The following is a 12,499-nucleotide window of genomic DNA, read 5'->3' on the forward strand; positions in this document are numbered from 1 at the left end:
CCTATCTTTTAATACTTGCTTGCACTTGGTCAAACACACCGCCATCAGCAAAGAACTTTTTATCAATTGTTTGCCAACCGCCTAATTCTTGAACAGTACCCAAAGTTTTAACTGAGGGAAACTTATCTTTGACTTCTTTAGTTTGAGCTAATGTTTCATCTACTGGTCTAAATCCTAATTTGACAAACTCTTGTTGTGCTTCTGGTGTGTAGAGAAATTTGACAAAAGCTTCTGCTACTTCTCTGTTACCGTGTTTATCAACGTTTTTATCAACAACAGCAATAGGATTGTCGATAGAAATGTTAACTTCAGGAATGATGTAGTCTAGTTTCTCACCTTTTTGCTGTGCCAAAATGACTTCGTTTTCGTAGTTAATTAAAGCGTCTCCCTGGCCTTGTTTGGCAAATGCGTCTGTGGCTTCTCTGGCATCTTTGGTGAGAATTGGTACGTTTTTGTAGACTTTCGTGACAAATTCTTGGGCTTTGGCATCATCACTACCAGTTTTAATGGCAGCATTCCATAGAGCCAAGAAGTTCCAACGGGCAATTCCAGAAGTTTTGGGGTCAGCAGTAATTAGCTTCACGTCATCTCTGGCTAAGTCTGTCCAATTTTTGATGCCTTTGGGGTTGCCAGAACGAGTAATGATGGCTGCTACTGATTTGGATACGATGCCATCATTAGGAACTTCTTTTTCCCAACCTGGAGAAATTAATCCCGCTTTTTCGATTTTTTGGGTGTCTAGTGCTAGTGCTAAGTGAACGACATCCGCTTCTAAACCATCGATGACAGCACGCGTTTGAGAACCAGAACCGCCATAACTTTGTCTGAAGGTGACAGTCTGGTTATGTTCTTGTTGCCACTTTTTGACAAATTTAGGAATAATGGCTTCGTGGGCGGCTTTGGTGACAGCAAAGGAAACTAGGGTAAGTTCCACGTTCTGTTTGTTGGCAGCCACAGGGTTGGCTGTAGGTGCTTCGCCAGTAGCATTTGTCTCACTACCACCAGAGCAGGCTGCAAGGGTAACACTCAACATTGCCCCTACTATCATCAGTGATACAAAGCCTTTGACGGAACTAAATCTAAATCTGAAGTGGTTTTTGGTCTGTTTAATAGTTAGTCGTAATTGTTGGAAGGGTCGCTGCCACAAACTCATGCCAAATTCTCCTAGAGAATATACGGTTAATCGATGTAAATACAGTTGTATATATATACAATAATTACAGATACATTGTGCAATTGACAAGAAAAAACTTCATATTCTCTATCGGAGATATGGGAAATATAGAAATTTTACCAGTTTCATTGGCAATAAAACAGATTGTTGAGTGTGGCTTCCATAAGAAAGTGTCAGTAACCCAGATTGTAGAGAGACGCTAATCTTGATTTCGACCTTGCTTTTTGCCACTGTTTTTGGGGATGAATTGTGATGTCAAATTTTGAATACTTGAATCTGATAGGTTCCTTGTAGAATCAGCCTTCCAAGAATGAAATTTTGCTCACAATTCGTTAACTCATCAGTAATATACCCTGATATTAGATGCTTTTTAACTAGCCAACATAGTTAAATTTTCAGAGCAACAGATGATAGGGAAAAAGCTTTGACCAAAAATAATCAAGCTGACTTTCTTTCGTTACCGATTTTCTGGCTGATTATTAATTCAAATATTCGGAACATTGGAAATATTTGCGCCTACTTTACTTTTTTATAACCTCGTTTTACGATAGATGAACCGTAAATTAACGGTAAAAAAACGGGACAACATAAGGTAAAGATTAATACTATGTTGTCCCAAGCTTTAACTATCTTCGTCTGGAATTTGCGTCAATTAATCGCCGTTAGCTAATCAAAAGAGACACATCCCATGACATTCACAATTTTATCAAGGCTGAATCTAAGATTGCAGCCATCTTTACGTCGTTCCTCAGTTTTATTAGTAGCTGTAGGTTTAGGTGTCACCACTTTCACACCTATTTCTGGGACAAATTCCCAAACTGCATCTGCTAATCAAAAGACACAATTAATTAGCCAAAGAGGAAAGAAAGTTGAAATTACTTTAGTTTCCTATGCTGTTACCAAGGCTGCTTATGAAAAAATCATTCCTAAGTTTGTCGCAAAGTGGAAGCGAGAAAAGGGTCAAGATTTAGTCATTCGACAAAGCTATGGTGGTTCTGGTTCTCAAACTCGCGCCGTTATCGATGGTTTAGACGCAGATGTTGTGGCTTTAGCACTGGCTTTAGATACTAAAAAGATTGAACAAGCAGGTTTAATTCAACCTGGCTGGGAAAAAGAAGCACCGAATAACTCCATCGTTACCCGTTCTGTAGTCACAATAGAAACAAGAGACGGGAATCCGAAAAAGATTCAAGGCTGGAGTGATTTAGCTAAACCAGGAATTAAGGTAATTACAGCTAACCCCAAAACTTCAGGTGGTGCGCGCTGGAATTTCTTGGCATTGTGGGGCGCGATCGCTAAAAATGGTGGTAGTGAAGCTCAGGCTTTAGATTTCGTGACTAAAGTCTATAGAAATGTACCTGTACTACCTAAAGATGCAAGGGAAGCGAGTGACGCGTTCTACAAAAAAGGACAAGGAGACGTATTGCTCAACTATGAAAACGAAGTCATCTTAGCTGCAAAACAAGGACAAACTTCACCTTCTTATATTGTTCCTCAAGTCAATATCTCCATTGATGGCCCAGTTGCAGTTGTAGACAGAAATGTTGATAAAAAAGGTACTCGCGAAGTTTCAGAAGCTTTTGTCAAGTTTCTATTTACCCCAGAAGCACAACGAGAATTCGCCGACGTTGGTTTTAGACCAGTTAACGCCAGTGTGAGCCAAGAAGTTAGCAATAAATTTCCTAAAGTATCCAAGCTTTACAATGTGCAGAGTTTGGGTGGTTGGGACGCTATACAGAAGAAATTCTTTGATGATGGTGCGGTCTTTGACAAAATTCAAGGCGGACGGCGTTAATTTCCATAGATAAATAGCCAAAATTTTGTAGAGGCGTACTAACGTTTCGTCTCTACAAATAGCATTTTGTGTTTTAATTAAGTCTTTTTAGTGCTAGCCATAATAATACTCAGTTTACTTTTTCGCCAATATCTAATGGTAGATTTTTTGCATAGAAAAGCAGACTAAAGTCATCTGAATAAATTCTAGAATCGCTGCTATGGGCTACTCACAGAGAAAATAAAAGCAGGGAAATAGAGGATACTGAATTTTATAACATCATATTTTAGTGATATATAATCAGCATCTTACTAGTAATTACTACGAGGATAATTATTAAACTTCATCATTATTTTAAACTCGTGAAAGTTGTATGATTTTACTCAAAAAAAGCATTCATACTAGTATGTTTTGCATCTATTTAGCTAGATAATACGACTAATACATGGTGAAAAAAATCACTCGTTTTTAGGGATGGGATTTGCGATGACTAAACGTATTACTAGCACCGTCAATTCATTGGTGACGAAATTTTCCCGAAGAAATGCTCTTTTATGGCTAGGCGGTAGTGGGGTAGCTACGACATTAGCAGTAGGAACACAAGGTCAAGCACTCGCAAAAAACAACAAAGATGATGATGTCACCTTAATAAATCCGCCGACTTTATATAATGCACCCCAAAATGGCTATAGTCATATTGCCATTACCCCACCCAATACCAGAACAGTTTATATTTCTGGTCAATTTGGTTCAGATTTACAAGGAAATCTTGTTTCTAGCGAATTTGAGCCACAGTTAGTCAAGGCTTTTCAGAACTTGCGTTTCGCCTTAAGTGCAGCTGGAGCGCAGCCAGAAGATGTAGTAAAAACCACTGTTTTAATAGTTAATCATACTCAAGATAAATTGATTCCTTTAGGACGTGAAATAGCGGCTTTATGGGGTTTTAAAGTACCGGCAAATACACTGATACCTGTTCCTAGACTAGCACTCGACGGAATGCTGTTTGAAATAGATGCTTATGCAGTGATTCCAGAAAAAGGGAATCGCAGGTAGTTTTTTTAGATAATGACAAAGGTGACAGGTGAATTTAATTTAATTTAAAATTCCTTGTCACCTTTCATTACAATCCATGAAAACCAAGCTTTTGTAACAGTTCACCGCTAATGGGTGATGTTGCCAGAATAGGATGCTTAATGCCTCCCCAAATACGACCATTTTGAGCGCGATGCAATGATAAAAGTTCAGGCATTTGTGGGGAGATAAAAACTTTTGGGGTTGCAAGTTGACCGAGCGATCGCGCTCGATAATAATGATGTGATTGAGATAAAGCCGTATCTAATTTTTGAGCAATAATTTCTGGTGTTTCTTGGGCTGTATCTAGCAAGAGAATATAATGTGGTGGTTGGGCGACGGGAACTAAACTTTTAAAATGATTCCCTGATAAATTCAGGCTATTTAAAACTTGATGGACAAAGCTTTCATGTAACTTTTCGCCGACTAAATCGCTGACTGCTGGATGTCGTCCCAGAAATTCTAAGCAAGGTGTATGACGATACCAATGAGTTACGCGGATGCGATCGCCGATACGATAGCGATATAATCCGCCTTTTTGGGATAGGATGACTGTATATTCTTTGCCAATGCAGAGTTCGTGTAATTTATACAGAGAGCCAGTTTCATCCTCAAACTCAAAAAACACCTCATCTATAACTGGAACATATCCTTGCGCTGCAATTAAGGGAATTGTCATTGGGGCTTCAGTAGCTAGCAGTCCCTTACCTTGAATTAAGACATGGGGAAAGAGCGATCGCAATCCCTTAGCTTGGTCGGCGGAGTTAGCACTATCCCAGCAAGAAATCAGCTTTAAATGTGGCCACAGTTGCGTCCAGGGGATATTGTCTCTCAATAGTTGCAGGCGATATTCTGATATTCTTCCTTGTAATTCGCTTCGCAATAACTCGTGATTTTCTTGAATATATTTTAAATGTACTTCTAAAAAACTCGGACTCCAAATTGAGATAATTTCTAGTGTCTCAGCTTGTAATAATGCCAAAGCTAACTGATGTTTAAACTGTTGTGCATCATGTAATTTATTTAATCCCTTTGGCATCACCAACCAAGGACGCAAAAACCACCGCAACCAACCATCAAGATAATCTAAATCATCTTGTAAAGATGGAGAATTAGTTTGATTTAACTGTGGCGAAATACAGGCGTAAAGCTTACCTGTGGAGAATTTTGGCCCATTCACAATTAAATCATGCGCCCAGACGCAAAACATTTGATTAAATGACCGCCGCAAAGATTGCGTGTAGGGAATCCATTTTACTGCCCCACTACTACCAGAGGTTTTTTCATAGAACAAAATAGGCTCAGGTGTGAGGGGAATTAATTCACCTGTGTGATGTTTTTCGCCATTACCCATCCAAGGTGTGAGTGCGTCGTAATCAACAATAGGAACACGTTCCCAATCTGCGATGGAATTAATTCCCAAGGCTTTGCCGTATGGACTTGCAATTAGGCGATCGCAAATTTCCTGCTGCACAGATATCTGCATTGATTCAGGGTCATCCAATGCTTGATGAAACCGTCGCGCCGTGGGTGCGAGTATTTGCCCAAAAAGCTGAATAATCGGACGCATCATAACAAAGTAAACCAGTATCATTACTTCTAGATTATTTGTTGATCCCTAAGTAGCGCATTTTGTAATATATTGTAGTATATTTGAACTCAATACCCTGGAGTTCACCATGATTCGACCGATTACGCCCGATGACACAACCGCACTAATTGCCCTAGCTGAAACAACAGGGCTATTCCAGCAAGAACAACTCCAGACACTCGGTGAAATGCTGGCTGATTACTTCAAAGGTAATAGTGACAGCAATCATTTTTGGCTCACTGACGATGATAACGAATGTCTGGTGGGGGTTGCCTACTGCGAGATAGAACTGATGACCAATCAGACCTGGAATCTGCAATTGATCGGCATCCGACCTGATTACCAGGGAAAAGGACGGGGTACGAAACTGCTGCATTACGTGGAACAAACGTTGACGTTGCGTGGTGGGCGTATGCTGCTGGTGGAAACATCAGGGCTACCGGAACTCAAGCGCACGCGGGCTTTCTACGCAAAGTGTGGCTACGAAGAAGAAGCGCGTATCCGTGATTTCTACGCTGCGGGTGATGATAAGGTCGTGTTCCGCAAAATATTAAATGCGGCGTAGACGGCATTCAACGGCATTGGTAGGATTCATATTTAATTTTTGAATGGCACCCCACTACATATACTAGATGATTTTTCTATAGCTGCTTTGTCCCTAGTTTTTGTTATCTATAAGCTTTTAAAGGCAGCTTTTCCCTCCCTTAAACGCTTAGGGAGTGTGATATATGGAAAATTTCCGTATTAATAAATGATTAGCAATTAACAGAATTTGTCAACTAAATGAGCTTCACTCAAGATTTCAGTAACCTACCCGATGCACTATATGATTTCGCAATTAATCAAATACTTTGGCATAACATTCTTGAATTCAAGGAATCAGGACATGAGGTTCAAGAAGCATCAGATGCAGAAGAAAAGAGACGATTAATCCTTGACAGTGATATTTACGGTCTTTGGGCATGGTGGTCGCGTTTCTCAACAGGATTTGAAACTCTAATAAAAGCTGTTTTTTTAAGTAACAAAATTTCCCTCATAACCAAAAATGATTATTTAGAAAAGGGGACAACTGGTTCTAATAAATTGACAACTTCGGAAGCAGCACAGGTATATGAATTCATTCAGGGAGTGAGAATATCGGCATTAACTAAGGCATGGCTTCAAGCGGAATTTACTCGATGGAACATCAATCATCCCTACGAAATCAATACTGGGACACTTCGCAAATACAAAGATAATCTTACAAAGCTAGAGCAGTTGTCAAAAATTAGTAGCGCAGAGCAAATTTTTCTTAGGGATGCGATTACAGTGTTGCTGGATATTCGTCGTAATGTTGATGCTCATGTATTTTTAAAATTGCAAGTAGGAGGTAGTATCAATGGCGATTTGTCTCGGTTATACATTCCGTCTATTAACATTCTGCTACGTGCATATCAAAGATAACCGCTAAAAATCTGCTTGCACACAAAAACTAAAGGTTCAAATCAATGAATAACCATACAATCGACTTATTTCTGCCAAATCTGCATCTTGAGTAACAATGCAGAAATCGTTCAACTGAGCAAACTCCCAAATCTCTGTATCTGTCTTCTTAACTAGTTCATAAAACTGTACATGGCTAGCATTGGGAAAAATATCAGCCAAGTGAGTAACTAATTTTCTGCTCATGTTTTGATCAAATAGTAGTTTCAAGCGGCACTCACCGAAGCGACTAGACGATGATCGCGATCACCCGCAAACTCTAGACAGGCTCTAATATCTGTTTCGTCACGATAGCTCATAATGTAATGTAAGCACTGAATAACTGATGAAATTATGGACTGGCAAACTCGAATAACTCTCGACCCAAATATTTTAGTTGGTAAACCCATCATCAAGGGAACACGACTAGCTGTTGAATTTATCATTGACCTTCTTGCTCAAGGCTGGACTACTGATGAAATTCTTCGTAATTATCCAGGTATTACCATTATGGATATCCAAGCCTGTCTCAGTTATGCCAGTGATGCTCTCAAATCTGAAAAAGTTTACGCTATTCCTGTATAATTCATGCGTTTCCTTGCTAACGAAAACTTCCCCCTCGATGCAGTCGAAGCACTACGACAAAATGGACATGATATAGCTTGGATTAGGATAGATTCACCTGGTATTTCTGACCCGGAAGTTTTAAATCGCGCCCAAGCAGAAAACCGTATTATCTTAACCTTTGACAAAGACTTTGGTGAACTGGCTTTTCGTTCCAAATTACCTGCTATGGCTGGTATAATAAAATCAGAATGAGAAGCCTTCAGCAATAGTACAAATTACTTACTGTAGTGCCGATTAAAAATATAGTTTACTGGGCTTTAGCTGACTCAATCCATCCATACCAAGGATTGGAATTAACGAGGGAAGTAAGTTGATGATTGAGGTCAGAAATCGTCGGCGCATCTCCTTTAACTATCACAATATAATTTCCAGAACTATATACGCCAAACGCCCACATAGAACCTGTATTTTTGTCTTCTGTGACGAAAACCCATTGATGATAATGCGGTCTGTATAGAGGATAATAAGCGAATGCTATAACTTTCACCTCTTGCAAAAGGTTAATTATCTGCGGTTGCCAAAAAGACTTTTTAGCCAGGAGAATAGATTGCCGAGTCGCGGTAGTATCACCAAAGATGACATTGAGCTTTTCTTGTCGTGTCTTAGACCATGCAGTTGGTAAATAAAAGAAAAATTGTCCGTCAAAAACTTCGTTAAACTCAATGGCTTTCCACATCCAGTCAGGTGTTTCATCCCCATGAAATAGGGAATCAAATGTAAATTCTTCGGGACGGACTCCTAACAAATTGGCAAATTCAGGGGCGATACCTTCTATCGGTGACTCTGGTGTTGCACCGGATTCTAACCATTGCGGCAAGAGTGTTTGCACAAGATTGTGAATAGTGTTTGTCATATTTCGCGGAATTTATTTTGGGGCTATTTACAGTAATTGACCAATTATGGCTTGTAAACTTAGCTACTGACGAATTACTGCACCTGTTGGTTAGGGTAGAGGTTTGTGGCTGCTGCAATAAAAGTATGGTCATTAATCACTACACCACGCGATCGCCACAGCAATTTACAATAATCCATAGAGAACTTTGGAGAAAAGCTAATGACGTTGCAGGAATTGCAAAACCAAGCATTGCAGTTGCCGATTAGCGATCGCTGGCGTTTGGTACAGTCATTGTTGAGTTCAATTCAACAAGAAACTCTATTGTCTATTCCTCCCAATACAAGCATGAATTCCTTTACTAATCTTGATCCCTGGACTCAAAGCCTAATTGGTGTAATTTCGTTGGATGCGGAAGAGTCTATAGAGTCCTACGTGGATTATCTAGAGGAGAAATACAGTTGAGGATAGTTTTGTTTGATAGTGATGTCCTGCTTGATGTTCTCGCTCAACGGCAACCATTTGTTGTTGTTTCTGCACAGGCACTAAATATGGTGACACAGCCACAAGTGCAAGGGTATATATCAGGTCATGCTGTGACGAATATTTTCTATATCTTGCGTCGTCAAGTTGGTAGCGAAGTAGCACGAGAGCTTTTATCAAGATTACTACAGCGTCTTCAAGTTGCTAATGTAACAGATGCGGTTATTCGGGCTGCCTTGCAAAGTTGTATTGTGGATTTTGAAGATGCAGTAACAAGTGATACCAATTCACAATTCGCAATTCGCAATTCGCAATTAAAAAACTTAGATGTAGCAAGGATTTTAGGGTTTACATCTGTATCAGATTTTTCGTGAAATGGTATGAAGCTGCAAATGCCGCAGGAGTGGAGGTTATTGTGACCCGTAATAAATCGGACTTTACTGCATCTTCAATACCCGCAGTGTTGCCAGAGGAATTTTTGAGTATGCCATTGGAATGAGAAGAATGATGAAAACTCGCTGGCTACTGACAAATTACTGTACCTGTTGGTTAGGGTAGAGGTTTGTATCAGCAGCAATAAAAGTATGGTCATTAATCACTACACCAGGCGCAAGGTGACTTCCAGCACCAACAAACACATTGCTACCAATCTTCACTTTTTTGACGTATAACATCAAATCTTGTTTGCGGGGTTTGATGACATGAGAATATATCCCCACACGATGACCGATAACCACGCGATCGCCTATTTCTATTAAACCGCGATCGGCAATTTCTAATCCCGGAGTCCAGTAAACATCTCGTCCTACTTTCGCACCCCACAATCGCAACCACATCGAAAACGCGCCAGGAATCAACCGCAGCATCGCTTCTAAGGCTGGAATTGCTATGTAAATCGACTGGATTTGATGACTACCCCACCAAGGACTATATTCTTTACCTTGTAGATAACTAATACCCTCCTGTACAGGATAAATCCATTGATGACAGCGATAAACAACCAGAGGAAACCCATAAATCGAAAATAATACAGCCAGAAGACTGAAAATGCTGGGTGAATGAACAAAATAAAAGATTGCAGTTCCAGTGATGGTAAATACTAAGGTGGGAAAGAATAAGAGAATTTTACTTAAAAGTGTCATGAAAAGGGAAAGAAAAGTTTTTGTATGAAATTTAAGGAAGTGGGAATACCTATGGCTGATGGTAAGGTATTGCTTTGATGATAGGTATGGTGTAACTTGTCCCAAATTTTGAGATTAGCACCATAGTTGCAATGATAAGTTTCACTGCAATGATGCCAAGCATGATCTTGGGGTAAGATTAACCAGGGAGAAATAAATTGATATAGCCAGTGATTTGTAGAAATCAATAAACGGCTATGTCTCCATAAATCTAGAGCAGAAGTCAGACTAACTCCTAGTAAATAACCTGTGGGGTCAGCTAATAGATATAAAAATAATGTATGTAGCCATAGATAAATAATTAATAAACTTGTCCAGATAGTATTACGAGAAGTGCCTAAAACATCCATTTGAGTAACTGTGTGGTGGACTTGATGCACTTGCCACAACCATTTACTGTGTAATAAACGATGATTCCAGTAATATAAATAATCCACTACAACAAAACTGAGAATAAAAGATAACATTGGTGATATTTTTAAATTTCCCTGGTGATTGGGAAATAAATAATGGTAAATTCCATAAACTAAAGTTGCTTGTAATAAAGGAATTAAAATACCTTGAATCGTTAAACCGAGAGTATCTATTAGCCAATCTTCACGACTTTTTAATTGTATTTGATGGCGACCAATTTGATTGCTAATTGTCCATCCAACTAAGCCAATAAATGCACCAAAAACTATCATTTGTATCAAGCTTTGTATATTCACGATAATTAAACCCAAAATGTCACCTTTGCAGATTGTTTTGGCAATAATCGTGGGTCTTCTCCACGAGCGATCGCTGCTCTAATTGACTCGACAAACACATGAATTGTGTCAGCCGGAGTATGAGCAAATTGTGTGCCGTATTTAGCTATGACTTCACCCTGAATTGCCAAAATTTCTACATCTTGGCGGATAATATGTTGAGCCGTCCACCAAATAAACGGACGCGCTAATTTATTCCAAATACCGTAGTTATAAGTCACATCAGTGTAAACCAAAGTAGAATTATCGCTTTCGGGGATAGATTGACTGGTAATAAATAAATGGCGCGTGCGTCCCATTTGATATTCCACCGAGGTAATATTGGGCATATAAAAGCGATCGCTATGTTTAATCTCTGCGCCTTCTGGATTTAAAAACCGCGTGTACCATCCCAAATTACTGTTTTCGTTACGATATTCCACCAACACCGCACCATTTTCACGTTCAACCGTCATCTCTAACTTTTGCTGGCGCGAAGTCCGAAACACCCCAGGATGAACAAAAGCTGTGTGGGGGATATCAATAAAATTTTCCGCACAGTTAGTAACATTATTCGCAAACCGATTAATTACCCGCACCGTCTCCCAACCTGCTTCTCCATAGTGAGGCATAGAAAAAGGTGCAAAGTCAACACTGGGGTTTTCAACTAACCGCACATATATATATCCATCTTGTTCCTTAGTCGCGTAAGCTTTGGCTCGACGCTGCTGAGAAGCTTGAAAATCCACACCCTCAGCCGGGACAGCAATCACTTTACCTTCGTTATCATATACCCAACCATGATAAGGACATTGTAAAGCACCCTGACAGACCTTTCCCGCCGACAACCGACTACTGCGATGTAAACAGCGATCGCGCAACGCTACAGGTTGTCCATCTTCACCGCGAAATATTGCTAACCACTCACCTAAAAGCGATCGCGCCAATACAGTGTGAGGTTTTAGCTGTTCGCTGAGTGCGACAATATACCAAAAATCTGCAAATTGCATAGCTGATGATATTATCTCAAAATACTGAAACCCTTACAAAGTAGGTATTTTACTTTAGGTTATAAATTAGCTCTATATCAAAACTTTATAAATAGAAATACAAATGCAGCAAGCGATGAAATCAGAAAACCCCAGCCAAGTGCTGAGTAACGGCGAATAGAATTGGTTTTTAAGAAAGAAATTGCCGTAGTTACCAAACCACCCAAAAAACAAACTAAAAAAGTTCTAGACCACACGATAATTGCCATTAGCTGAATATCATAGGTTGGACTAGGAGCAGGTTTATTATTTGAGATATCCCAGAAAGTTAAAAATAAAAGTATGGTTGGTATGATAACTGATCCGATAATTGCAATACTGCGGTAGCCTGGTACAGTGCGACAGTAAATATATGAGACTATAACCGAACATAAACCGACAAAATTTACTAGTCCCCAAATACCTAAGATAAATAACAAAATTATTCCCATAAATACTAAAAGTGTCAGATTTTACTTTTTTGATAAATTGATATCTATATTCACCTTAAACTTTACTGTTTATTCATATGCTGCAAAATATTCACAA

At 39.4% G+C, this 12,499-nt stretch carries 17 protein-coding genes; 8 read left to right on the forward strand and 9 right to left on the reverse strand.

Features of this window, described 5'->3' with window-relative positions:
- Position 1: 1 nt before the first annotated feature.
- Entirely contained in the window at positions 2–1,153 is a 1,152-nt protein-coding gene (locus tag CLI64_RS05165) for a sulfate ABC transporter substrate-binding protein (protein WP_103136219.1), read from the reverse strand.
- A 709-nt stretch (positions 1,154–1,862) separates the two neighbouring features.
- On the opposite strand from CLI64_RS05165, the gene CLI64_RS05170 reads away from it, so the two are divergent.
- Both CLI64_RS05170 and CLI64_RS05175 read left to right on the forward strand, forming a co-directional pair.
- A complete protein-coding gene (locus CLI64_RS05170; protein ID WP_103136220.1) occupies positions 1,863–2,969 on the forward strand; it encodes a sulfate ABC transporter substrate-binding protein in 1,107 nt (368 codons plus the stop codon).
- Positions 2,970–3,434: 465 nt separating this feature from the next.
- Positions 3,435–4,001: a Rid family hydrolase gene (locus CLI64_RS05175; RefSeq protein ID WP_103140600.1), complete on the forward strand. Its 567-nt coding sequence runs from the start codon at positions 3,435–3,437 to the stop codon at positions 3,999–4,001.
- Positions 4,002–4,068: 67 nt separating this feature from the next.
- On the opposite strand, the gene CLI64_RS05180 is transcribed toward CLI64_RS05175, so the two are convergent.
- Positions 4,069–5,589, reverse strand: a complete 1,521-nt coding sequence (locus tag CLI64_RS05180; protein ID WP_103140601.1) for a GH3 auxin-responsive promoter family protein — start codon at positions 5,587–5,589, stop codon at positions 4,069–4,071.
- Positions 5,590–5,698: 109 nt separating this feature from the next.
- On the opposite strand from CLI64_RS05180, the gene CLI64_RS05185 reads away from it, so the two are divergent.
- Both CLI64_RS05185 and CLI64_RS05190 read left to right on the forward strand, forming a co-directional pair.
- A complete protein-coding gene (locus CLI64_RS05185) occupies positions 5,699–6,175 on the forward strand; it encodes a GNAT family N-acetyltransferase (RefSeq protein WP_103136221.1) in 477 nt (158 codons plus the stop codon).
- Between the two features lie 218 nt (positions 6,176–6,393).
- Positions 6,394–7,053, forward strand: coding sequence for a hypothetical protein (locus CLI64_RS05190; protein WP_103136222.1), 660 nt, complete (start codon positions 6,394–6,396; stop codon positions 7,051–7,053).
- A 36-nt stretch (positions 7,054–7,089) separates the two neighbouring features.
- Here CLI64_RS05190 and CLI64_RS05195 read toward each other — a convergent pair whose 3' ends face one another.
- The gene (locus CLI64_RS05195; protein ID WP_264082493.1) at positions 7,090–7,278 is read right to left on the reverse strand and encodes a DUF5615 family PIN-like protein; all 189 of its coding nucleotides are present in this window, start codon (positions 7,276–7,278) and stop codon (positions 7,090–7,092) included.
- Between the two features lie 20 nt (positions 7,279–7,298).
- Entirely contained in the window at positions 7,299–7,484 is a 186-nt protein-coding gene (locus tag CLI64_RS32125) for a hypothetical protein (RefSeq protein WP_374703956.1), read from the reverse strand.
- On the opposite strand from CLI64_RS32125, the gene CLI64_RS05200 reads away from it, so the two are divergent.
- Positions 7,426–7,656, forward strand: a complete 231-nt coding sequence (locus tag CLI64_RS05200; protein ID WP_103136223.1) for a DUF433 domain-containing protein — start codon at positions 7,426–7,428, stop codon at positions 7,654–7,656. The genes CLI64_RS32125 and CLI64_RS05200 overlap by 59 nt on opposite strands.
- Positions 7,657–7,659: 3 nt before the next feature.
- Positions 7,660–7,890, forward strand: coding sequence for a DUF5615 family PIN-like protein (locus CLI64_RS05205; protein WP_103136224.1), 231 nt, complete (start codon positions 7,660–7,662; stop codon positions 7,888–7,890).
- Between the two features lie 55 nt (positions 7,891–7,945).
- On the opposite strand, the gene CLI64_RS05210 is transcribed toward CLI64_RS05205, so the two are convergent.
- A complete protein-coding gene (locus CLI64_RS05210; protein ID WP_103136225.1) occupies positions 7,946–8,551 on the reverse strand; it encodes a hypothetical protein in 606 nt (201 codons plus the stop codon).
- Between the two features lie 201 nt (positions 8,552–8,752).
- Here CLI64_RS05210 and CLI64_RS05220 point away from each other — a divergent pair, with 201 nt between their 5' ends.
- Both CLI64_RS05220 and CLI64_RS05225 read left to right on the forward strand, forming a co-directional pair.
- On the forward strand, positions 8,753–8,995 hold the full coding sequence (locus tag CLI64_RS05220; protein ID WP_192881682.1) for a hypothetical protein: 243 nt from the start codon (positions 8,753–8,755) through the stop codon (positions 8,993–8,995).
- On the forward strand, positions 8,992–9,387 hold the full coding sequence (locus CLI64_RS05225) for a PIN domain-containing protein (protein WP_157943197.1): 396 nt from the start codon (positions 8,992–8,994) through the stop codon (positions 9,385–9,387). The genes CLI64_RS05220 and CLI64_RS05225 overlap by 4 nt, the downstream gene beginning before the upstream one ends.
- A gap of 159 nt (positions 9,388–9,546) precedes the next feature.
- Here CLI64_RS05225 and CLI64_RS05235 read toward each other — a convergent pair whose 3' ends face one another.
- The 4 genes from CLI64_RS05235 to CLI64_RS05250 form a co-directional block, all read right to left on the reverse strand.
- A complete protein-coding gene (locus tag CLI64_RS05235) occupies positions 9,547–10,155 on the reverse strand; it encodes an acyl transferase (RefSeq protein ID WP_103136226.1) in 609 nt (202 codons plus the stop codon).
- Complete coding sequence (locus tag CLI64_RS05240; RefSeq protein ID WP_225977512.1) at positions 10,152–10,904, reverse strand: sterol desaturase family protein; 753 nt, start codon at positions 10,902–10,904, stop codon at positions 10,152–10,154. Before CLI64_RS05240 ends, CLI64_RS05235 begins: the two co-directional genes overlap by 4 nt.
- Positions 10,905–10,909: 5 nt before the next feature.
- Positions 10,910–11,932, reverse strand: coding sequence for an aromatic ring-hydroxylating dioxygenase subunit alpha (locus CLI64_RS05245; protein ID WP_103136227.1), 1,023 nt, complete (start codon positions 11,930–11,932; stop codon positions 10,910–10,912).
- A 77-nt stretch (positions 11,933–12,009) separates the two neighbouring features.
- A complete protein-coding gene (locus CLI64_RS05250; protein WP_103136228.1) occupies positions 12,010–12,402 on the reverse strand; it encodes a hypothetical protein in 393 nt (130 codons plus the stop codon).
- Positions 12,403–12,499: the final 97 nt, after the last annotated feature.

The organism is Nostoc sp. CENA543, from assembly GCF_002896875.1.
Classification (GTDB): domain Bacteria; phylum Cyanobacteriota; class Cyanobacteriia; order Cyanobacteriales; family Nostocaceae; genus Trichormus.

Bases quoted from the DNA above. Each gene is read 5' to 3' on its own strand.
- CLI64_RS05165 (WP_103136219.1), bottom strand. From the start codon at position 1,153: ATGAGTTTGTGGCAGCGACCCTTCCAACAATTACGACTAACTATTAAA.
- CLI64_RS05170 (WP_103136220.1), top strand. From the start codon at position 1,863: ATGACATTCACAATTTTATCAAGGCTGAATCTAAGATTGCAGCCATCT.
- CLI64_RS05175 (WP_103140600.1), top strand. From the start codon at position 3,435: ATGACTAAACGTATTACTAGCACCGTCAATTCATTGGTGACGAAATTT.
- CLI64_RS05180 (WP_103140601.1), bottom strand. From the start codon at position 5,589: ATGCGTCCGATTATTCAGCTTTTTGGGCAAATACTCGCACCCACGGCG.
- CLI64_RS05185 (WP_103136221.1), top strand. From the start codon at position 5,699: ATGATTCGACCGATTACGCCCGATGACACAACCGCACTAATTGCCCTA.
- CLI64_RS05190 (WP_103136222.1), top strand. From the start codon at position 6,394: ATGAGCTTCACTCAAGATTTCAGTAACCTACCCGATGCACTATATGAT.
- CLI64_RS05195 (WP_264082493.1), bottom strand. From the start codon at position 7,278: ATGAGCAGAAAATTAGTTACTCACTTGGCTGATATTTTTCCCAATGCT.
- CLI64_RS05200 (WP_103136223.1), top strand. From the start codon at position 7,426: ATGGACTGGCAAACTCGAATAACTCTCGACCCAAATATTTTAGTTGGT.
- CLI64_RS32125 (WP_374703956.1), bottom strand. From the start codon at position 7,484: ATGATGGGTTTACCAACTAAAATATTTGGGTCGAGAGTTATTCGAGTT.
- CLI64_RS05205 (WP_103136224.1), top strand. From the start codon at position 7,660: ATGCGTTTCCTTGCTAACGAAAACTTCCCCCTCGATGCAGTCGAAGCA.
- CLI64_RS05210 (WP_103136225.1), bottom strand. From the start codon at position 8,551: ATGACAAACACTATTCACAATCTTGTGCAAACACTCTTGCCGCAATGG.
- CLI64_RS05220 (WP_192881682.1), top strand. From the start codon at position 8,753: ATGACGTTGCAGGAATTGCAAAACCAAGCATTGCAGTTGCCGATTAGC.
- CLI64_RS05235 (WP_103136226.1), bottom strand. From the start codon at position 10,155: ATGACACTTTTAAGTAAAATTCTCTTATTCTTTCCCACCTTAGTATTT.
- CLI64_RS05245 (WP_103136227.1), bottom strand. From the start codon at position 11,932: ATGCAATTTGCAGATTTTTGGTATATTGTCGCACTCAGCGAACAGCTA.
- CLI64_RS05250 (WP_103136228.1), bottom strand. From the start codon at position 12,402: ATGGGAATAATTTTGTTATTTATCTTAGGTATTTGGGGACTAGTAAAT.